Source organism: Microcoleus sp. S28C3 (assembly GCF_036700785.1).
In the GTDB taxonomy this organism is placed as follows: domain Bacteria; phylum Cyanobacteriota; class Cyanobacteriia; order Cyanobacteriales; family Microcoleaceae; genus Microcoleus; species Microcoleus asticus.
Map to the genome: position 1 here is coordinate 1 of NZ_JAUBPO010000077.1, position 18,777 is coordinate 18,777.

An 18,777-nucleotide genomic window follows, 5' to 3' on the forward strand; every position below is an offset into this window, starting at 1 on the left:
GGAATCTCTCTCTAAATTCACCATAATTTCTACTCAGCTCCTTCTGAGTAAATTTGTGCTTAGTCTAAACTCCAGTTCCATAAGGCAAGAGCTGATACTGCGCTACGATCTCCAATATGTACACCAACAATTTCCCTAGTCTGGGCATCCAATGCAAGCCAGATCCACTGCTGATTGCCTTTATTGTCCACAAACGACCATAACTCATCCATCTGAACATTCAGGCGCTTTTTTGGCTTGGAACTCACCTCCACTTGCTTCTTAACAACAACAGCTCGGGCATTTACGTACCGCTGCACTGTATCTTCTGACACTTGTAATACACGAGCAATTCCGGCTTGAGAAATACGTTCAAGTAGCATCCGCTGCATTAACTCCTGTTGCTCTTTCTCCATAGCTTTCCACGCGGGATTGAGAACAAATTGACGACCACATTCTCGACATTTGTAGTGAAAGTTTACCATGCCGAGTCTGACCGTTACGACTAACTTCTTCGCTCGCCACAATTGGGGCAAGAATTAATTTCTACTGTCATATCACCAATGGCAAACACTTCTCTCTAATAGTAGCTTAAGTTTACTCCATCCTTTCCTTCAGGGCACTACCCTCTCACCCATTCCATCGACTTCAGGAGTCGGATGACAGAAACAGTAATCCAGAAACAATGGGTTGTGACCGTGGGTAATCCGCTGATTATCCATGGGTTTGATCCAGAGGGTTATCTGCTTTGTAATCCCCATTCTTCTGCCATAATGGTTGGGCAGGATCGAACGGCTTCAGGATTCTATTTTGAGCCTTTCCTCCTGGCATCAGGAAAAAGAACGAGTGTAGTAGTAATGTACACATCGGCCGATAGCCCTCAGCCCAACAAATTTTCATTGTTTAAAGAAAGCAAGGAAGAGGTAGGGAAAGCTTGGTGGTCCCAACAAAATCACTGTAGAATCGATCGAGTAAACGGCCTCAAACTTCCTGCTCAAACGACAGGCGGGACGTATGTTTCATTAGATGAGATGGCTCAACTGCCAGTTCCTCCTCAACCCAGTGAAATACAAGGCGATTTTCTACAAATCCAATTTCCCGATGCAATAGAGTTGGTTATTTCTAACGATCGATTCAAGACTCCATATTATGCCTCGATGCGTTGGACTCCCGATACTGAGAACACCCCCCGAAGCTGTACTTTAATCTACGAACAACCGGATCAAAAGGCTGATGTATTCGCCATTTAACAGGCTCAAATTTCGACTTCTGGATGAATGAGCTGGTATCCTTCTGCTTTGAGCTTCTGATTTGATATGCGCCGACTATTCGATCGCTTTGTTGTATCTGACCCATCCCATTCCACTTCAGGTAATTCGTAGCGATCGCACAGTTGTTTAAACAATTCACGAGCAGTAATTGGAACATCATTCACTACGTTATAAACTCCTTCTAATTGACGAGCGAGCGCCAACTCACTTGCTGATACAATGTCGTCCAGATGAATCCAGTTCGTGAAATTATTGCCTGTGCCGGGGCGAGTTGTGCCTGCAAGCTTACTTAACCGTTTCTTGAACTCGCGATCGGGTCCATAAATGGCTGCAAGGCGAAAGATACATACTTTCAAATCAGGGCTGGATGCTGACAGCAAAACTTGCTCTGTCTCATGTAAAATCTCTGCATGTCTGTCGGCTGGTGCCACAGGTGAAAGTTCACTAACCCAGGCTCCATTACTATTGCCATACACCCCAGAACTACTGGTATATATGAGTTGTTTTATGTTGGGAAAATGCTTCAAGGCAAGAACAAGGTTGTTGGCCGTATGCAGGTATGTCTCCTCGTACATATCGGAATCTACTTGTTGGTTTGCTGTAGGAGCGAGACTCAAGAAGACCACATCTTGATTTTGCAGGATTGTCTGTAATGTCTCTTCATCGCAGCGCTTCAGGACGATCGCCTGATTGGCAACTTTCTGTAACTCCCCAATGCGGTCTTGCGTTGTCGTCGTTGCAGTAATGACATGACCCTGGTTCCGCCAATGCTGGGCAACGGCACTTCCAACATAGCCACAACCAATAATTATAGCGTTCATCTGTTTTTTCAACTTCTGAAATAGAAGGCTCTAGATTGTATCTAAGATAATAATATATCCAAGTTACAAAACTTTACGTACTGTCTGGTGCCTATTGGATTTGCATTCTGGGCATTTCATGCTGCTTTTTCTCCATATCATCCCTCTAGTATGCAAGGCCAACAGAGTTAATCAGCCTTAGCAAACAAGCGAGAACGAGTAATAAAACGCTCTCCATCCGGCCCTTCCAGGGAAAAATCGCTGCCTCCGGGTCCCGATGCCACATCTATAATTAACTGCGTGTGCTGCCAATTTTTGTATTGCTGCGCTGCAATATAAAAGGGGCAACCGCCTATTTCGCCGAGTAATACGTCACCATCACCGATTATCAATTCCCCGTTGGGAAAGCACATGGGGGAACTACCGTCGCAGCAGCCGCCGGATTGGTGAAACATCAATTCTCCGTGTTGAGTTTTGAGATGGCTAATTAATTTTAAAGCAGCTTCTGTTGCGGTGACTTTTGCGATAGTTTCCATTGCAGTCTCTTTGTGTAGCAATTTTATTTCGTTTTTGAATGAGATTTTTTTTAAATTAACCGCAGAGGGCGCAGAAAAGGAGAGGAAAGAGAGAAAGAAGGAGTTCACGAATTATTGAAGTTTGTCCTTCTTCCTTTTTCCTTCCCAATGACTAAAACCTTAGAAAAAGCCTAAAGCTTTGGGGCTGTAACTTACCAACAAATTCTTGGTTTGCTGGTAGTGATCCAACATCATTTTGTGATTTTCGCGACCGATACCAGATGATTTGTAGCCGCCGAAGGCTGCGTGGGCCGGATATAGGTGATAGCAGTTTGTCCACACGCGGCCTGCTTGAACGGCGCGGCCCATGCGGTAGGCGGTGTTGATGTCGCGAGTCCAAACTCCGGCACCTAAACCGTAGAGAGTATCGTTGGCAATTTCTAATGCTTCGGCTTCGTCTTTGAAGGTGGTGACTGCTAATACTGGGCCGAAGATTTCTTCTTGGAAAATTCGCATTTTGTTGTTTCCTTTGAAGACTGTCGGCTGGAAATAATAGCCGTCTTGCAAGTCGCCGGATAAGATGTTTCTTTCGCCACCAATTAGACATTCTGCGCCTTCGGCGTGACCGATTTTGACATATTCGGCGATTTTTTCCATCTGGTTGATGGAGACTTGCGCGCCGAGGGCGGTTGTCGGATCTAAGGGGTTGTCTTGTTTGATTTGGCGGATGCGATCGATCGCCCTTTCCATGAATCGATCGTATATTGACTCCTGAATTAAGGCGCGGGAGGGACAGGTGCACACTTCCCCTTGATTGAAGGCAAACATGACTAATCCTTCGACTGCTTTGTCGAGGAATTCGTCGTCTTGGGCGCAGACATCTTCAAAGAAAATGTTGGGGGATTTGCCGCCTAATTCTAGGGTGACGGGGATGACGTTTTGGGAGGCGTATTGCATGATTAGCCTGCCGGTAGTTGTTTCGCCGGTGAAGGCGACTTTGGCAATCCGGGGACTGGTGGCGAGGGTTTTGCCGATTTCGGCACCCGGCCCGTTAATGACGTTGATTACGCCGTCTGGTACTAAGTCGGCGATGATTTCCATCAGTACCAAGATTGACGCGGGGGTGGGGCCTGCTGGTTTGAGGACGACGCAGTTGCCGGCGGCGAGGGCTGGGGCGAGTTTCCAGGCTGCCATTAATATCGGGAAGTTCCAGGGGATGATTTGTCCGATGACGCCTAGGGGTTCGTGGAAGTGGTAGGCGACGGTGGTTCCGTCGAGTTCGCCGATCGAGCCTTCTTGAGCTCGGATGCAGCTTGCAAAGTAGCGGAAATGGTCGATCGCCAGCGGTATGTCTGCGAGGCGGGTTTCGCGAATTGGTTTACCGTTTTCCCAGGTTTCGGCGATGGCGAGGCGATCGAGGTTTTCTTCGATGCGATCGGCAATTTTGTGTAAAACCCGCGCCCTATCGGCTGGGGAAGTCTTGCCCCACTTGTCTTTCGCAGCGTGGGTGGCATCCAGTGCCAATTCTACATCTTCGGCGCTCGATCGGGGGATTTGACAAATTGATTTTCCTGTAATTGGAGAAAGGTTTTCCGAGTATTTCCCTTTCACCGGCGGCACCCACTTGCCGCCGATAAAGTTGTCGTAGCGAGTTTGAAAAATCGACTGACTGCCGGATTGAACAGGTGCTGCTACTACCATTTTATTACCTGATTAAAATTTGTTTTTGCGGACGCTTGAAATCTCTTGAATATCAATTCTCGTCTATTCTCTGGCAATTTTGTTCTTTAATATACAAAATTTTACATTTTTCAAATATTTGAAATCAAAGTTGTTTCTACGTTTCGGGGTCGGACGGGTGGTCAATAAGATTTTTTATTAACCGCAGAGTACGCAGAGGAAGAGAAGAACGAGAGCATAAAAATAGCTTTTTATTAATTATTTAAATATGCTAATATATAGATATAAACTTGGCAACTTCTCAAAAGTACCAATCAAATGCCTGCCTTAAATACCGTTGTTTTTTCTTCCGATCTTGAGCCTGGGTCAAAGCATTTAGACGCTGCTAAAATCCGCTGGTTTCAACGCCGGCTGAAGGCTTGGGGAAAGCGCAATTGTCGCGATTTTCCTTGGCGGCGTACCTGCGACCCCTACGCGATTTTAGTGGCTGAGTTCTTGCTGCAAAAAACTACTGCCGCTACAGTGGCTCCGATTTATCAAGAATTTGTCGATCGATATCCGACTCTCTCCGATCTAGCGGCCGCGCCTGCGGAGGAAGTTGCTAGCTTGTTGCAGCCTTTGGGCCTTTTTTTTCGGGCGCAAAAGCTGCGGGAATCGGTGCTGGTTATCCTAGAAAATTATCAGGGAAATGTTCCCCGCACGGAAGCTCAGTTGCTGGAACTTCCCGGAGTTGGCAAGTACATTGCGAGATCGGTTTGCGCTAATGCTTTCGGACAGCCAAAAGCGGTGCTCGATACGAATGTTGCTCGGATTTTGCAGCGTTTTTTTGGGATTGACGGCGGTAAAGTAAAATCGCGATCGCCCGAACTTTGGGAAGCTGCAGAACGAGTCGCTCCCAAACAGCAAGTCGGGCCGTGGAATCTAGGAATGCTGGACTTTGGAGCGGCAGTTTGCACTGCAAGAAACCCCCGCTGCGGCGAGTGTCCGCTGCAACAGCAGTGCGAGTACAAAATGAGCAGCGAAATCAATTCTCTGCTCGTTGCCGAACTCAGTTGACAAATTTTGTGCAGTCATTTTAGGGGCGGGTTCACAACAATTTATTACTCAAACAAACAATCTCAAAAACCCGCCCCTACCCAATGGTAAATACTATTAATTAACTGTGACGCAGCGGAAGTTCGATCCGAAATCTAGTACCTTTACCAGGTTCCGAAAAACACTTTAATTCTCCTTTGTGCTGCTCTACAATTATCCGATAGCTGACAGCAAGTCCCGATTCGATGCTTGTTGGTTCCGCAGGTTGTGCCACCAGAAAGGTATCAGAAATTTGCGCTGTGATATCTTTGCTGATTGCCATGTCGTTATCAGCAATCTCAATACAAATCCGCTGAGCATCGACCACCTCAGTGCTAATCAAAATCACAGGCTTAAATTTGATTGATTCCAACTCTTCCAAGTCTTGAGCCGACTCTTCTAAAGCATCGATCGCGTGATTGATAATATTCAGAAAAGCTTGATTGAGCAGACCTGCATAACACTCAATCTGTGGCAAATTGCCGAATTGTTTCATCACCTTGATGTCTCGCCTTCCCTCGCGAGCCGGCAAGCGGTGCTGCAACAACAACAGAGTATTTTCTAAACCGTCGGAAACATCGAATAACTGCCAGCCCGATCGATCGCTGCGGGAAAAATCCTGTAGCGACAAGATTATTTGGCGGATGCGATCGCTCCCGGTACGCATGGAACTCACAATTTTTAATAAATCGTCGAGAACGAAGTCCACATCCATATCTTGCTGTTTTTGCAGAATTTCCGCTCCGGGAGTAACTAGCTCTTTTTGATACAATCGCAGCAGTTCAATTAAATCCGTAGCGTAGCTTTGGACGTGAGTGAGATTGCTGTAAATAAAAGTAATGGGGTTGTTAATTTCGTGGGCGATACCAGATACCAATTCGCCTAAAGTAGACATTTTTTCACTTTGCAGCATTGGATCGCGCGACAGTTGCAATTCTTGCTGCGTGAGTTCCAACTGCGCCCTCAACTCGCGCGATCGCTTAGACGCGCGCACCCGCCCCAAAAATTCCTGCTTAACTATCGGTTTAAACAGAAAATCGTCAAAAGGCGCGTCCAATTCTGGGAGTTCTTCAAAGCGATCGGCTGTTGTCAGCAGAATAAAATACGCTGTAGCCAATTGACGATCGGCTTTCACCAGCCGGCACACCTCCAAAAAGTTGATTTGAGGCGAAGTCCCGTCGCAAATTATCACATCCGGCGAAAATTCCCTCGCCAAGTCTAAACCCTCATTACCGTCGGGAGCGACTCTCACCTCATGTTCCTCCCTCCCCAGCAACTCTTGCACGACTTCAACAGTCACAGCATCCGCGACGATCGCCAGAATCTTTGGCATACTTCTACCAGCTCCATAAATTACTTTTTAGGATACAACCGCCAGAATTGCGCCGACATATTTAAAATTCCCAAATAGTTCAATTCCACAAAAAACAGCCCGCGCCACTTCCCTCAAACGCCAAAATAGCTCGCTAGAAGGTATAATTTTAGACGTGCAGCGCAAAAAAGCAAAATCTCGCCTTCGTAAAGGGGCTTTTCGATAACAGCTTTCTGCCTTCTGACTGCTGACAACTCTCTTAAATCTTTCTCAAGTTGCGCCCGGAAACAATAAAAAAACTTTAAAATTAATCAATCAATACTTCGGACAGTTTCACGGCCCGCGTCCACAGGCGAGAAACCCCGTTTCTACGAGTTTGGCGACAAGTCACGAGAAATTTACCAAGAAACCGGGTTTAGCAAGGTTCGGAGTCCGAACAGTTGAACTTAGGTTTTGAGTTTGTAGTCAGCGTTGTCCCGTGCAGGCCTATTGCGCTGCAACCCTCATTCTACTGTTGGTCATCAAAAATTATCCGAAGAATTGATTAATAGTATCGTCTAACTAACCTTCTAGGTCAGCGCCTGGAAATGCCAATTACCAACACCACCTCAACTTTGATTCAATCCGAAACACTAGAACTATTAGAATGGCCGCGCCTGTGTCAGCACTTGGCTACCTTCGCGGCCACAAAACTCGGCGTCGCCGCCGCCCTCGACCTCGAAATCCCGGCAACGATAGCTCAAACAGCAGAACTCCTAGCCCAAACTCAGGAAACTTATCAGTTAGAGAGCCGCGCTGGCGGTGCTTTGAGTTTTGAAGGAATCCAAGACATCGGCACTTCCCTGCAGCGAGCCGAACTCCAAGGTTTGCTCAGCGGCGAAGAATTGCTGGCAATTGCTACTACCCTCGCCGGAGCAAGGCAATTGCGCCGGATAATTGACTCTCAGGCAGATGTGCCGACGCTCAAAGAACTGGCAGCCCAATTGCGGACTTATCCCGAACTAGAGCAAGAAATCCACCGCTGTATAGACGATCGCGCTCAAGTAGCAGACAGAGCAACTCCTAAATTAGCAGGAATTAGAGTTCAAATGCGACAGTTGCGCGATCGCATTTATCAAATATTGCAGGGAATTTTGCAGCGCCAATCCAACGCCGTCCAAGAACAGCTAATTACCCAAAGAAGCGGACGCTTTGTCGTTCCCGTCAAAGCTCCCCAAAAAGATGCCATACCGGGCATCGTTCACGACTCCTCGGCCAGCGGCGCGACACTGTACGTAGAACCCCACAGCACAGTCAATCTTAACAACCAAATGCGGCAGTTGCTCCGGCAAGAACAAGCCGAAGAAGAAGCAGTCCGCCGCGCCCTCACGGAGCAAGTCGCAGCAGTAAAACCCGATTTAGACAGATTGGTGGTGGTAGTTACAACTTTAGATTTAGCCGCCGCTAAAGCGCGTTACAGTTATTGGCTGCAAGCAAATCCGCCGAAATTTATCGAATTGGGAGAGCCAGAATTAGCACCAAAAAATCCCGAAACAGAAGATGAGGAAAAAGAAGATGAGGAAAACTCAGAAAACACTCAATTATTAATTCGCAACCTGCGATCGCAAATTACCCTGCGCCAGTTGCGCCATCCTTTATTAGTTTGGCAGCAACAGCACGAGCAAGGCTTTCCAGTCGTGCCGGTCGATTTAACGATCGGGCCGCACATCCGCGTCGTCGCCATCACAGGCCCCAACACCGGCGGCAAAACTGTCACCCTCAAAACCTTGGGATTGGCAGCTTTAATGGCGAAAGCAGGAATGTTTGTTGCCGCCCGCGAACCCGTAGAATTGCCTTGGTTCGACAATATTTTGGCCGATATTGGTGACGAACAATCTTTGCAGCAAAGTTTGTCTACTTTCTCCGGCCACATCCGCCGCATCAGCCGCATTTTAGAAGTTTTACACAATAAATCGCAGGCTGAAGGGGAAGAAAATTTAAACCTTCCAATTACCAATTCCCAACAGCAAGACGAAGAAGTCACAGATACACAGAACACTGTTTCTGCTCTCCCCATTCTCAAACCTAAATTACAAATTTCCCAACCCCAAATCCCAATTACCAATTCCCAATTACCAATTCCCAAATCTTTAGTTTTGTTAGACGAAGTAGGAGCGGGTACAGACCCATCTGAAGGCAGTGCATTGGCGATCGCCCTGTTGCAATACCTCGCCCAACATTCCCTATTAACAGTTGCAACTACCCACTTTGGCGAACTCAAAGCCCTCAAATATCAAGACTCCCGCTTTGAAAATGCCTCAGTAGAATTTGACGACAATTCCATGCAGCCAACCTATCGCTTGCTGTGGGGAATTCCCGGACGTTCCAACGCCCTTACCATTGCCAAAAGACTCGGTTTGCTACCAAAAATTGTCGAAGAAGCTCAAACCTATGTCGGGGGAGCCTCTCAAGATGTCAATCAAGTGATTGCCGGACTCGAAGCACAGCGCCGGAAACAGGAAACCAAAGCCAGAGAAGCAACTCAACTGCTACACCAAACCGAAAAACTGCACAGAGAAGTTTCTCAAAAAGCAGCCGCTTTGCAAGAGCGGGAGCGAGAACTAAAAATAGCTCAGGAAGTGGCAGTAAATGAGGCGATAGGGTCGGCAAAATCAGAAATTGCTCAAATCATTCGCCGCTTGCAGTCGGGCAACCAGACGGCTCAAAATGCCCAACAGGCGACAGATACTTTAAATCAAATTTCTGAAAAACACCTGCCCTCTCGCCAACAACCGGCTAAACCCAAACCGAGTTTTATGCCGAAAGCGGGCGATCGCATCCGCATTCCCAGCTTGGGCCAAACCGCCGAAGTCCTCAGCGGCCCCGACGCTAACGAAGAATTGAGCGTCCGGTTTGGGATTATGAAAATGACTGTCAAACTGGGAGAAATTGAATCCCTAGACGGTCAAAAACCGGAAACTAAAGCTCAACTAGCCAAGGTTGCAGCCCAAGCACAAGCACTCGCTACGGCTAAAGCTAAGCAAGCAGCGTCGGAACCGGCAAAACCCAATCCCGAAATTGCCATTCGCACTGCTAATAATACGATCGACCTACGGGGTGCGAGAGTTTCAGATGCAGAAATCGAAATAGACAGAGCTCTTTCCAAGGCCGTGGAATACGGAGTGCTGTGGATAATTCACGGCAAAGGTACGGGACAGTTGCGGCGCGGGGTTCACGAGTTCCTCGCGAATCACCCGCAGGTTTCCCGCTTTGAGCTCGCCAGTCAAAAAGAAGGAGGTGCAGGTGTGACGATCGCTTATTTACATTGATTTGTGGCATCCCGTGGCGTAGCATGGTTAGGGGTGAAAATCTATGGGTTTTGCTGATTGCGATCGATCTAACTTGAAACGGCAACTTTTAACCCGCAACTCCGTCCAGCAGTTAGGATTGCCGGAATCAAAGCAACGAGCTATGGAGAAAAATTAACAGATGTGCTGTTGCCCACAGGCCGCAAAGCTTTCATCACTGCATACTGTTTGATATCCTGCCTCAACCTGTCTTAATTTCCCGTGCTGAAGCCATGCGCTCGACCGTAAAGTCCTCCGCTCCCACAAACGAAACGGGCCCATCTCCCAACTGGGAAGAATTGACCCAAAAAGCACCAGAACCTACCCAGTTGGACAACATTAAAGCCCAACTGGATTTAGTGCTGTTAGCCCTAGAAGCACTGGCAGAAATTGGCTCAGAGGCGATGCTCAAGGTAGCAGCCGAACTGAATTTAGAGCCAATGGTAGCCGATCGGGTAGCTCTGTGGCGGCTGCGCCAATCTAACCCGCTGCGGAAAGGCCAGGGAGGGCGAAAAAAACTCGATGTGGAGGAAGCTCGATCGCTCGTTTTGATAAGCTGTCATTTGGCAAAACAGCACCAAGCTTTAATCCGCCGCGCTGTTGCTTTGCTCGAACAAATGGCAGAGCAAAACCGCGAACCTCACACAATCGCTTTGCTGGGAGATTATATTGACAGGTTCAGCAACACTTATGGCTCGCGCATGGAAGATGCAGAAAATTTATCGGCCCGAGAGTTGACGGATTTGGCTCTCAAACTCCTGATCGATTTGCTGTTTTACAGCAGTCCCGGCGGCCACCGCCGCCTCTGGCTGGCTCTTCTAGACCGTGCTAAGAATTAAACAACGGTCAACAGTCAGCAGTCAACGGTCAACAGTCAACAGTCAACGGTCAACAGTCAACAGACTTTCTGCTATGGTTCTCAAACGGTACACGCCCCCCACTTGCACGCTGGAAATTACAGCCAAAAGTTCGCCTCTATCTCGCTGGGCGGGCCAACCGGTGTTTAAATCTTTAAGTTTCGAGCTGCGGCTCGACGACCCCAGGCTGCCAGATACCCAACACGTTACCCTCAGGGGCGATCGAATTCAACTCGAAACCCTCCACGAAGCTGTCAGCAACTACGTCCAAAACTTGCTCGGCGAATCCCGCGATTGGGAAAGCAACCTCAACTCTCAAACCGGGCTTACCGCAGCAGGCCCAGACTCGCCAGAAGCCGCGGGTAACGCCGTCATATTCGATCGAGCCGTCAACACTTCCGAACTAGCAACCTCCAACCCCTACTCTCTCCCAACTTCCTACCTTCCGGTTCCCCCCCGCTTAGAACCCCGCGGCTTGCTAGCCCACAACTTGTTTTTAGGCTCTTTGAGCGCCGCAGAATCCGGGCCGGTAGTTCCCTTGAGCACCCTGCAACTGTTTGACTTGGCCACAGCACTAGATGACAGCGCCGCCGAAGTGATGGCGCTTCCCAACCTCAACCGCGAGTCCCGACGGCCGCTGTCCTCGCCCTGGCTCAAGGTGGCAGCAATGATGGTCGCCAGCGCGGGCCTGACGACAGGAATTATCAAAATGCTCGATAGGGCCGCCACCTCCCCGCAAACCGCCTCAGCCCCCGCCGCCCCCGATCCAAGAAACCCCCAGCTAGCTGCCGGCGTTTCCCCCAGTCCAGTTCCCGCCGTACCGACACCCGCAGCACCAAAACCCGCAGCCACAAACGCTTTACCGCCGCTGCCGCCCCCGCCCGTCAACACCGCTGCCTCCCCCAGCCCCAGCTTGCCTCCCATCGCCCTCGCCCCAACTCCCCCCACCAACAGACCCAGCCCCATCCAGCAGCCACCCCTGCTATTTCCCCCCAACGGCAGCGCACCCAGCGCCTCACAGAGCGCCCCAGCTTTCCCTCAAGGGCAAACAATCACTATTCCCGCCCCCGAAGAACCGCCCCGGGGCGGCCCCCAAGCACCCGCACCAGTACCCTACCTGCTGCCCCCCCTGCCACCGAGACTAGCTCCCGCCGTACCGCCCCCCCTGCCGCCCTCCCTGTCTGCTTCCCGAATTCCCGTTCCCCCGCCGCAAACCTTCCCCCGCCCCATCGAGCCGATTGTCCCCCCCGCCAGTACCGAACTCCCACCTCTTGAGGACGCTCAACCAACCGCCGAGTCCGAGGATAACAACCAGGTGGCGGCGAGCAAAAAAAACCACACTTTATTTGATACAATTCCTCAGGTTTCAGAAGCTAGAACTTACTTTGAGGAACGCTGGAAGCCTCCAGAAGGAATGGAACAAACTTTGGAATACAGCGTGCTGATCGATGAAAATGGATCGATTCAAAGTATTGTGCCGATGGGAAAAGCAGCAGCAGATTATATCGAGCAAATTAATATGCCATTAGCCGGCGAGCCCTTTGTTTCTGCCGTTTCCAATGGAAAAATCCCTAAAATTCGAGTAGTTTTGAGGCCAAACGGTCGAGTACAAACCTTTTTGGAAGAGAGTAATTAAACGCTATCAAACACATTGTCCAGATGGGAAATCTAGGTTAATTGCCAATGTTAAACCAGTTCAAAAAAAATCAATTTTTAACGGCGGCAGCAGCAGCCAGCCTGTTGACCGTTGCTCCAGTTTGTGCTGCCAATATCTCTTTACCCGTGCGGTCAGAGTCACCAGTCAACAATAGTTTAGTTCAAAATACGGGAGCAAACGAATATTTCCAACAAGGCTTAAATTTTGCCGCCCAACAAAACAGAGCAAGTGCAGAAGCAGCATTTCGCAGAGTAATTCAAATAGACCCCAATTTTGCCGAAGCTTACGCTAACTTGGGCAGCATTCTAGCCAATCAAAACAAACTAGCAGAAGCGCTTCCCAATTTTGAAACTGCAATTCGCCTCAAACCTAACGTCCCAGAATTTTATTATATGCTCGGGCAAGTCTTGTACGCACAAAATAAAAGGGCAGAGGCAGTAGAGTCGGTAAAAAAAGCCAGGGATTTATTTAGAAACCAAGGCAAAACTCAAGAAGCAAATACACTCGACCTAGTTATCAAGGACATCAGCAAGTAACACCATTTTAGATTTTTGTATCGTAGGGTGCGCACCGCACCCTAATTTATAGCCTTTTCACAAAATAATGCAACTCTAGGGAAGCTCGCAACCTTTATGGAACCTGTCATACCCAATTCTTCAATTCTTTAATCTAAAATCTAAAATGGTATCACGGCTTCCCATGAAAATCGGGTTGTGCAGTTGCTCTCAATTCCCTTTTTTTCTATCCCAAACTTCTCCAATCCAATAAAAAACTGCAATGCCGCAAAAACTATATAAAAAATCTTCAATACTAGCAGTACGATTTGGTAAAATCGCTTGCAGCATTTCTTCCGCAGCAGTGAACACAGTAAAAATTGCGGGTCCGAAAGGAATTGAATAATTAAACAAATTAATGTTTTTTTTGCCAGCCGCTCTATGGCACAAAAAAGATGCTATTCCGTACAAAACAAAGTGGCCGAGTTTGTCATAAGGCGGATGAGCGAGAGGAAAGTTGACTAATTTCCCCGTATCTGCTAAAAGCATGATACTGAGAAGAATTAAAAAGTACAAAAAACCAGCAAAAATCCAGAGTTTTTTTGATAACTTCATCTTGTTTTTGGCGATACCGACTAGAGACAAACCAAGTCCGCGCCACGCGAAACTAATATCAAATCTGGTTAATTACGTATTGTATTTGTAGGCGTCTGCCTACCCCTAGCTGCGGGTTAAATTTAATTTGTTTTCACTGTCAAAACTTGCGGTGGCGACGCATCGGGCGGATAAATAAAATCCACTTCTACAAGTCGCTTTTCTCCCGATTTCATCTCTAACTTTACCAAAGGTTCCCCCTGCTGTCCCCGCCGCTGCACTAAATGCACGTAGCGAGTTTGAGGCACTTTACTGTCATCAGTATACCGCACTCTGACCGTCCCCCTAAAAAAAGTTTGAGGTGCCGGAGGTTCTAAAAAACTAAGTCCTCCTGAAGTTAATTTGTCTGTCTTAATTGGAGTTTGAATCGCGACAGTTACAGTTTGATTGGTGCTGGTAGAATTGTATAGCGGCAAGCTGAGACTGTATTGAATTCCGTAATTGCCGTGGGCGCGGTATGCTGTATCTGGGTAGCGGACTAGCATCCTCGCACTTTGCACTTGATTTGTGCCCAGCATTCCGCGCGGGAGGCTGCTTAATGGGTAGGAAAATGCTGTTCCGGGTTGGGGAATTGCTAGGTTTGATGTGGCGGGGTTGTCTGAGAGAAGTGCTCGCCATTCTGAACCTAATGCTACACCGGCAACTCGGCCGTAAATTACTTGACCTTCGGTGATTTCTGGGGGTGTGGGAGCTCGATCGCGCGGCCCGGCTATATTACCATTGTCTAATAAGTTTTGCCATTCTGCTAAGTTGGGCGATCGCTCGTTTCCCTGTCCGTCAACTCGGGCAAACATCGCCAGACTGGCAACATAGACTATACCATCGCTGCGCAACCGCATCAAGGTCGATCGACCGTTTAGCGGCGGTACCAATCCCCGCACCGGTATCGGATGATTCATCAACAATTGGCTTTTTCCCGGTGGAATAATTAACCCAGGCTCAAAGTCAGACTGTCTCCTTCCTCTCAGAATATCATTCACAGCGCGGCTTCCGGGCCCCGCGTAAATATTACTGTTTGAATTATCGACTTGCGGCGGCAATTCAATAAAAGGTGCATCGGGTTGACTGAGATAACTCGCAGCTTGCAATATATCTAATTTTACTGGTTTATTGCCCGGATTGTAAACAATTACTCCTTGATACAATGTTCGCAAATCTTGGGGATTAGTTGCTTTGGCAATGTGGTGGGCAAAGATGTCAAAACGTCCTTGAAACGGAAAGTTTAAATGTGCCGCCGGGAATCTTTTACCATCCGGGGGAAATGTCGAAAGCAAAATTCCTTCTTGCAGCACTACTTCTGGACTGTTGCTGTTAAATACTGGTATGTTGTCTAACTGTCCGGGGAGAGGTCGCACTTCTTGGATTTGGACGATTTCTTGAGGTGCGGGAGGGGTTGGGGCTAAGGGAATAATTGATAGAATTGGCAGCATTTTTTGAGGTTTTGAATTTGGTAGATGAGATTTTTTTTAACCGCAGACGGCGCAAAGGGGGCAGAGAAAGAGAGGGAAGAGAAGAAAAGGTAAATCTTCGCGTCACGCCGGGTTTGGTACGAAGATTTTGCGGACCAGTCCTAGCAGATATTGGGATTTTTACCGCGCCCACTGTTGTAATATGTAATTGTAAAATTTGGCTGTGTCTACTTTATCCATTGCTTGAGTTTTTCGCCCTCCAGTTTTAACTTTTGTGCGTCCTTGACTGATGCTTTCAGTCACAATTTCTGTTTCCCCTTCCCGCAGTTGGTAAAATTCGGGACGCTAAATAAGCGGTTGCCAAAATTTTCCAAAAATAGTAATCTTGAGTTATTGCGATGGCATAACACTGTCCTGCTAAGTCGGAAATTAGATATTTGCGCTGTCTTGCTAAGAAATTGAAAATTTCGGCAGTCAGCGGTACATTATTCGTGATGTTTAAAGGACACATGACAACGGGAATTTTGGTTTGTCAAATTCTATCGATTGCTATCGGGTCCCAGTAAGCATTCCATTCCGCCGACATATCTTGTCCGGGTTCCATATCTTTGCTAACATTGCCGATAACATTGAGGGTGCCTCCCATCCAGACAATTTCTTGAATTTTGCTTTCAATTTCTGGCGCGATATCTAAAGCTTGCGCTACTGTTGTTAACGACCCCGTTACCATTAATGTGACTGGTTCGGCTGCATCTTGCAAAACTCGTACCATAAAGTTTTGTCCGGGTTCTGATATTAACGGCGTGTCAATGGTTTCTTTTTCATTTAGAATGGGAAGTCGATCGACTGCAAAGGAATCTCGCCGAAATAACACCGGAAATGGATTCAGTCCCCGCACCGTACTCGCCGCCACCGGAACCTCTGAACGCCCCATCAAATCGAGGATTTGCGCGTTGCACTCACCGCCGGTTGAATGTAGCAGTCCGCAGGAGTTACAATTACTCCCAGAGTTTCGACTTCCTCCATTGTCATCAGCAACACGACTGAGAGATAGTCGTCAACTGCACCGTCGCGATCCATGAGTACGAGTTTTTTGGACATTTTGCTTCCCCGGTGACTGAATTAGTGTAAAGTACAAATATAAATTTATTTGTTCGAGAAACACAACTGCCTCAACTATATGAATACAGTATCACCTTACGGCTCTTGGAAATCACCTATTTCTTCCGATTTAATTGTTTCTGGAACTGTCGGACTCGGACAAATTGCTATTGACGGCGATGATATTTATTGGGTTGAGGGAAGGCCTTCGGAAGCGGGAAGAAGCGTCCTCGTGCGGCGCACTCCTGACGGTACAATCAACGACGTGACACCGCATCCTTTTAATGTTCGCACTCGCGTTAACGAGTACGGCGGCGCTTCCTTTGCAGTTGCTGGCGGTGTTGTCTATTTTTCTCATTTTGCCGACCAACGTATTTATTCTCAAGCATTAGATTCTCAACCCGAACCTCTGACACCTGCTGCTAATTCTCGCTATGCAGATGCGATAGTTGACAAGCAACGAAATCGCCTGATTTGCGTGCGCGAAGACCATGCAGGTGAGGGGGAACCTGTCAATACTATTGTTAGCATTAATTTAGATAACGGCGCAGATATTCAGATCTTAACTCAGGGCAATGATTTTTACGCTTCCCCTCGTTTGAACCCTGATGGTTCTAAACTTTCCTGGATTTGTTGGAACCATCCAAATATGCCGTGGGATGGCACAGAATTGTGGGTGGCAGAAATTAATGCTGACGGTTCTTTAGGTGAAAAATTCTTAGTTGCTGGCGGGGTTGAGGAGTCGATTTTTCAACCGGAATGGTCGCCCGATGGAGTTTTGTATTTTGTTTCTGACAAGTCGAACTGGTGGAATTTCTACCGCTGGCAATCTCAAAACCCCCTCAATCCCCCCTTGGTAAGGGGGGAAGCAGAGATAGAAACCAGCTTGTGCGAAATGGCGGCTGAGTTCGGACTTCCCCAGTGGGTTTTTGGAATGTCTACTTATGCCGTTGTCTCGGAAAGCAAAATTATTTGCACCTACACTCAGCAAGGCAAGTGGTATTTAGCGAGTCTCGATTTAACGACAAAGCATTTGACAAATATTGAGACGCCTTACACGGATATTTCGTCGGTCAAAGCGCAGGGACAAATCGTTGTTTTTCTGGCAGGTTCGCCGACTGAATCTACTGCTATTGTACAACTGAATTTAGCAACAAGCCAACTAGAAATATTGCGCAAATCGAGCAATTTAAGCATCAATTCGGGTTATCTTTCTGCACCGGAACCTATCGAGTTTCCCACGGAAAACAATTTGACTGCTTTCGGTTTCTTCTATCCCCCGAAAAATCAAGATTTCGCAGCACCTGCGGGTGAAAAGCCGCCGCTTGTTGTCAAAAGTCACGGCGGCCCAACTGCTGCTACTTCTAGCAGCATGAATTTGAAAATTCAATATTGGACGAGTCGCGGTTTTGCCGTGCTCGATGTTAATTACGGCGGTAGCACTGGTTACGGCCGAGAATACAGAAAAAGACTGCAAGATAGTTGGGGAATTGTCGATGTTGACGACTGCGCTAACGGTGCTAAATATTTAGCTCAAAAGGGTTTAGTTGATGGCGCAAGAATGGCGATCGCCGGAGGCAGTGCAGGGGGGTACACCACTCTGTGCGCTCTTACTTTCCGCGATGTGTTTAAGGCCGGTGCGAGCTATTATGGAGTGAGCGATTTGGAAGCTTTGGCAGGGGATACTCACAAATTTGAAGCGCGCTATCTGGATGGATTAATCGGGCCTTATCCTGAAAGAAAAGATTTGTATGTAGCTCGTTCGCCCATTCATTCCGCCGAACGTTTATCTTGTCCCGTTATCTTCTTTCAAGGATTAGAAGATAAAGTGGTTCCGCCCAATCAAGCGGAAATGATGGTAGAGATATTGAAAGCTAAAGGTTTGCCGGTTGCTTATGTTGCTTACGAAGGGGAACACCACGGTTTTCGCCGCGCTGAAAATATCAAAAGAACTCTTGACGGCGAATTCTATTTCTATTCCCGGGTGTTTAAGTTTGAGCTAGCTGAACCTGTGGAGGAAGTGCAGATTTACAATCTTTAGAAAAAATTAAGGTTGCAGTTGCTCTGTTTGTGCTGAGACGCAACTGCAATCTATAGCATAATTTGCCAATATTGAATGTGATGCCGTTCACTAATTTGGTTGTTTATTCTCACACTTTTTTGCTGTTTATTGTCACAGGTTTGAAGACAATACACTGACAAAATTTTAGAGTGCGATCGCCTTTTGTTACCGCAAAAATGCCCGAGCACGATCGCTGAGTGAGAAAGTCAATTACTATGCAAACTCCTGTCCACCTGATTCCATGTGCTTTGGCCGAGCTGTTTGCCGAAGTGAATCATAATGGCTACATTACTCTAGCCGATAGGTACGGTTTGATGGCGGCTATTTTTGACGAAAATTTGACTGAGGAAGACAAACGCTCGATCGATCGGCTCCTGCGCTCTGTGTGCCGGGGAAGGATAAAATTAGTTAACGAATTGTCTACGATCAGGTAAGTGCCGAGAATTTTTGTTGACGGTAATATTAAAAATTTTAACAATCAAGAAACTCCTAATTGTCTCGTAATTGGGACTTCGATCCAGCAAACTATTTTTAATTTTTCATCGACTTAGGGCTAAGGCAAAAAAAGGTTTGGTACGCGAATTAT

The 18,777-nt window shown here is 47.5% G+C and carries 18 protein-coding genes; 8 read left to right on the top strand and 10 right to left on the bottom strand.

Going from position 1 to position 18,777, the window contains the following annotated elements:
• Nucleotides 1–59: 59 nt before the first annotated feature.
• Nucleotides 60–464 (bottom strand): IS1 family transposase, encoded by a 405-nt coding sequence (locus QUA13_RS21545; protein WP_333201750.1) that lies wholly within the window; start codon nt 462–464, stop codon nt 60–62.
• A gap of 174 nt (nt 465–638) precedes the next feature.
• On the opposite strand from QUA13_RS21545, the gene QUA13_RS21550 reads away from it, so the two are divergent.
• Complete coding sequence (locus QUA13_RS21550) at nt 639–1,229, top strand: hypothetical protein (protein WP_333201752.1); 591 nt, start codon at nt 639–641, stop codon at nt 1,227–1,229.
• A gap of 5 nt (nt 1,230–1,234) precedes the next feature.
• Here QUA13_RS21550 and QUA13_RS21555 read toward each other — a convergent pair whose 3' ends face one another.
• The 3 genes from QUA13_RS21555 to exaC form a co-directional block, all read right to left on the bottom strand.
• Nucleotides 1,235–2,071, bottom strand: coding sequence for an SDR family oxidoreductase (locus tag QUA13_RS21555; RefSeq protein ID WP_333201754.1), 837 nt, complete (start codon nt 2,069–2,071; stop codon nt 1,235–1,237).
• 167 nt (nt 2,072–2,238) lie between these two features.
• Nucleotides 2,239–2,586 (bottom strand): DUF779 domain-containing protein, encoded by a 348-nt coding sequence (locus QUA13_RS21560; RefSeq protein WP_333201756.1) that lies wholly within the window; start codon nt 2,584–2,586, stop codon nt 2,239–2,241.
• Between the two features lie 159 nt (nt 2,587–2,745).
• Entirely contained in the window at nt 2,746–4,266 is a 1,521-nt protein-coding gene (gene exaC / locus QUA13_RS21565; RefSeq protein WP_333201758.1) for an acetaldehyde dehydrogenase ExaC, read from the bottom strand.
• 297 nt (nt 4,267–4,563) lie between these two features.
• Here exaC and QUA13_RS21570 point away from each other — a divergent pair, with 297 nt between their 5' ends.
• Nucleotides 4,564–5,301, top strand: coding sequence for an A/G-specific adenine glycosylase (locus tag QUA13_RS21570; RefSeq protein WP_333201760.1), 738 nt, complete (start codon nt 4,564–4,566; stop codon nt 5,299–5,301).
• 100 nt (nt 5,302–5,401) lie between these two features.
• On the opposite strand, the gene QUA13_RS21575 is transcribed toward QUA13_RS21570, so the two are convergent.
• Nucleotides 5,402–6,652: an ATP-binding protein gene (locus QUA13_RS21575; RefSeq protein WP_333201762.1), complete on the bottom strand. Its 1,251-nt coding sequence runs from the start codon at nt 6,650–6,652 to the stop codon at nt 5,402–5,404.
• Between the two features lie 593 nt (nt 6,653–7,245).
• Here QUA13_RS21575 and QUA13_RS21580 point away from each other — a divergent pair.
• The 4 genes from QUA13_RS21580 (at nt 7,246) to QUA13_RS21595 (ending at nt 13,007) form a co-directional block, all read left to right on the top strand.
• A complete protein-coding gene (locus QUA13_RS21580; protein WP_333201808.1) occupies nt 7,246–9,939 on the top strand; it encodes an endonuclease MutS2 in 2,694 nt (897 codons plus the stop codon).
• Between the two features lie 251 nt (nt 9,940–10,190).
• On the top strand, nt 10,191–10,796 hold the full coding sequence (locus QUA13_RS21585; RefSeq protein WP_172192148.1) for a DUF3038 domain-containing protein: 606 nt from the start codon (nt 10,191–10,193) through the stop codon (nt 10,794–10,796).
• A gap of 73 nt (nt 10,797–10,869) precedes the next feature.
• Nucleotides 10,870–12,450 (top strand): DUF4335 domain-containing protein, encoded by a 1,581-nt coding sequence (locus tag QUA13_RS21590; RefSeq protein WP_333201764.1) that lies wholly within the window; start codon nt 10,870–10,872, stop codon nt 12,448–12,450.
• Between the two features lie 47 nt (nt 12,451–12,497).
• A complete protein-coding gene (locus QUA13_RS21595) occupies nt 12,498–13,007 on the top strand; it encodes a tetratricopeptide repeat protein (RefSeq protein ID WP_333201766.1) in 510 nt (169 codons plus the stop codon).
• 189 nt (nt 13,008–13,196) lie between these two features.
• Here the strand turns inward: QUA13_RS21595 and QUA13_RS21600 are convergent, their stop codons facing one another.
• The 5 genes from QUA13_RS21600 to QUA13_RS21620 all read right to left on the bottom strand — a co-directional run bounded on the left by QUA13_RS21600 (nt 13,197) and on the right by QUA13_RS21620 (nt 16,129).
• Nucleotides 13,197–13,580, bottom strand: a complete 384-nt coding sequence (locus QUA13_RS21600) for a VanZ family protein (protein ID WP_333201767.1) — start codon at nt 13,578–13,580, stop codon at nt 13,197–13,199.
• Between the two features lie 122 nt (nt 13,581–13,702).
• Complete coding sequence (locus QUA13_RS21605; RefSeq protein WP_333201768.1) at nt 13,703–15,049, bottom strand: DUF3370 domain-containing protein; 1,347 nt, start codon at nt 15,047–15,049, stop codon at nt 13,703–13,705.
• A gap of 159 nt (nt 15,050–15,208) precedes the next feature.
• Nucleotides 15,209–15,331 (bottom strand): hypothetical protein, encoded by a 123-nt coding sequence (locus QUA13_RS21610; RefSeq protein ID WP_333201770.1) that lies wholly within the window; start codon nt 15,329–15,331, stop codon nt 15,209–15,211.
• A gap of 229 nt (nt 15,332–15,560) precedes the next feature.
• Complete coding sequence (locus tag QUA13_RS21615; RefSeq protein WP_333201773.1) at nt 15,561–15,962, bottom strand: nucleoside hydrolase; 402 nt, start codon at nt 15,960–15,962, stop codon at nt 15,561–15,563.
• Nucleotides 15,962–16,129 carry a hypothetical protein gene (locus QUA13_RS21620; protein WP_333201775.1) on the bottom strand — a complete coding sequence of 56 codons (168 nt, stop codon included), beginning with the start codon at nt 16,127–16,129 and terminating at the stop codon, nt 15,962–15,964. The genes QUA13_RS21615 and QUA13_RS21620 overlap by 1 nt, the downstream gene beginning before the upstream one ends.
• A gap of 79 nt (nt 16,130–16,208) precedes the next feature.
• Between QUA13_RS21620 and QUA13_RS21625 the strand changes: the two genes are divergently transcribed.
• On the top strand, nt 16,209–18,170 hold the full coding sequence (locus QUA13_RS21625) for a S9 family peptidase (protein ID WP_333201777.1): 1,962 nt from the start codon (nt 16,209–16,211) through the stop codon (nt 18,168–18,170).
• A gap of 236 nt (nt 18,171–18,406) precedes the next feature.
• On the top strand, nt 18,407–18,625 hold the full coding sequence (locus QUA13_RS21630) for a hypothetical protein (RefSeq protein ID WP_333188714.1): 219 nt from the start codon (nt 18,407–18,409) through the stop codon (nt 18,623–18,625).
• The last annotated feature ends 152 nt before the right edge of the window (nt 18,626–18,777 follow it).

Bases quoted from the DNA above. Each gene is read 5' to 3' on its own strand.
- QUA13_RS21545 (WP_333201750.1), bottom strand. From the start codon at position 464: ATGGTAAACTTTCACTACAAATGTCGAGAATGTGGTCGTCAATTTGTT.
- QUA13_RS21550 (WP_333201752.1), top strand. From the start codon at position 639: ATGACAGAAACAGTAATCCAGAAACAATGGGTTGTGACCGTGGGTAAT.
- QUA13_RS21555 (WP_333201754.1), bottom strand. From the start codon at position 2,071: ATGAACGCTATAATTATTGGTTGTGGCTATGTTGGAAGTGCCGTTGCC.
- QUA13_RS21560 (WP_333201756.1), bottom strand. From the start codon at position 2,586: ATGGAAACTATCGCAAAAGTCACCGCAACAGAAGCTGCTTTAAAATTA.
- exaC (WP_333201758.1), bottom strand. From the start codon at position 4,266: ATGGTAGTAGCAGCACCTGTTCAATCCGGCAGTCAGTCGATTTTTCAA.
- QUA13_RS21570 (WP_333201760.1), top strand. From the start codon at position 4,564: ATGCCTGCCTTAAATACCGTTGTTTTTTCTTCCGATCTTGAGCCTGGG.
- QUA13_RS21575 (WP_333201762.1), bottom strand. From the start codon at position 6,652: ATGCCAAAGATTCTGGCGATCGTCGCGGATGCTGTGACTGTTGAAGTC.
- QUA13_RS21585 (WP_172192148.1), top strand. From the start codon at position 10,191: ATGCGCTCGACCGTAAAGTCCTCCGCTCCCACAAACGAAACGGGCCCA.
- QUA13_RS21590 (WP_333201764.1), top strand. From the start codon at position 10,870: ATGGTTCTCAAACGGTACACGCCCCCCACTTGCACGCTGGAAATTACA.
- QUA13_RS21595 (WP_333201766.1), top strand. From the start codon at position 12,498: ATGTTAAACCAGTTCAAAAAAAATCAATTTTTAACGGCGGCAGCAGCA.
- QUA13_RS21600 (WP_333201767.1), bottom strand. From the start codon at position 13,580: ATGAAGTTATCAAAAAAACTCTGGATTTTTGCTGGTTTTTTGTACTTT.
- QUA13_RS21605 (WP_333201768.1), bottom strand. From the start codon at position 15,049: ATGCTGCCAATTCTATCAATTATTCCCTTAGCCCCAACCCCTCCCGCA.
- QUA13_RS21615 (WP_333201773.1), bottom strand. From the start codon at position 15,962: ATGGGGCGTTCAGAGGTTCCGGTGGCGGCGAGTACGGTGCGGGGACTG.
- QUA13_RS21620 (WP_333201775.1), bottom strand. From the start codon at position 16,129: ATGTCCAAAAAACTCGTACTCATGGATCGCGACGGTGCAGTTGACGAC.
- QUA13_RS21625 (WP_333201777.1), top strand. From the start codon at position 16,209: ATGAATACAGTATCACCTTACGGCTCTTGGAAATCACCTATTTCTTCC.
- QUA13_RS21630 (WP_333188714.1), top strand. From the start codon at position 18,407: ATGCAAACTCCTGTCCACCTGATTCCATGTGCTTTGGCCGAGCTGTTT.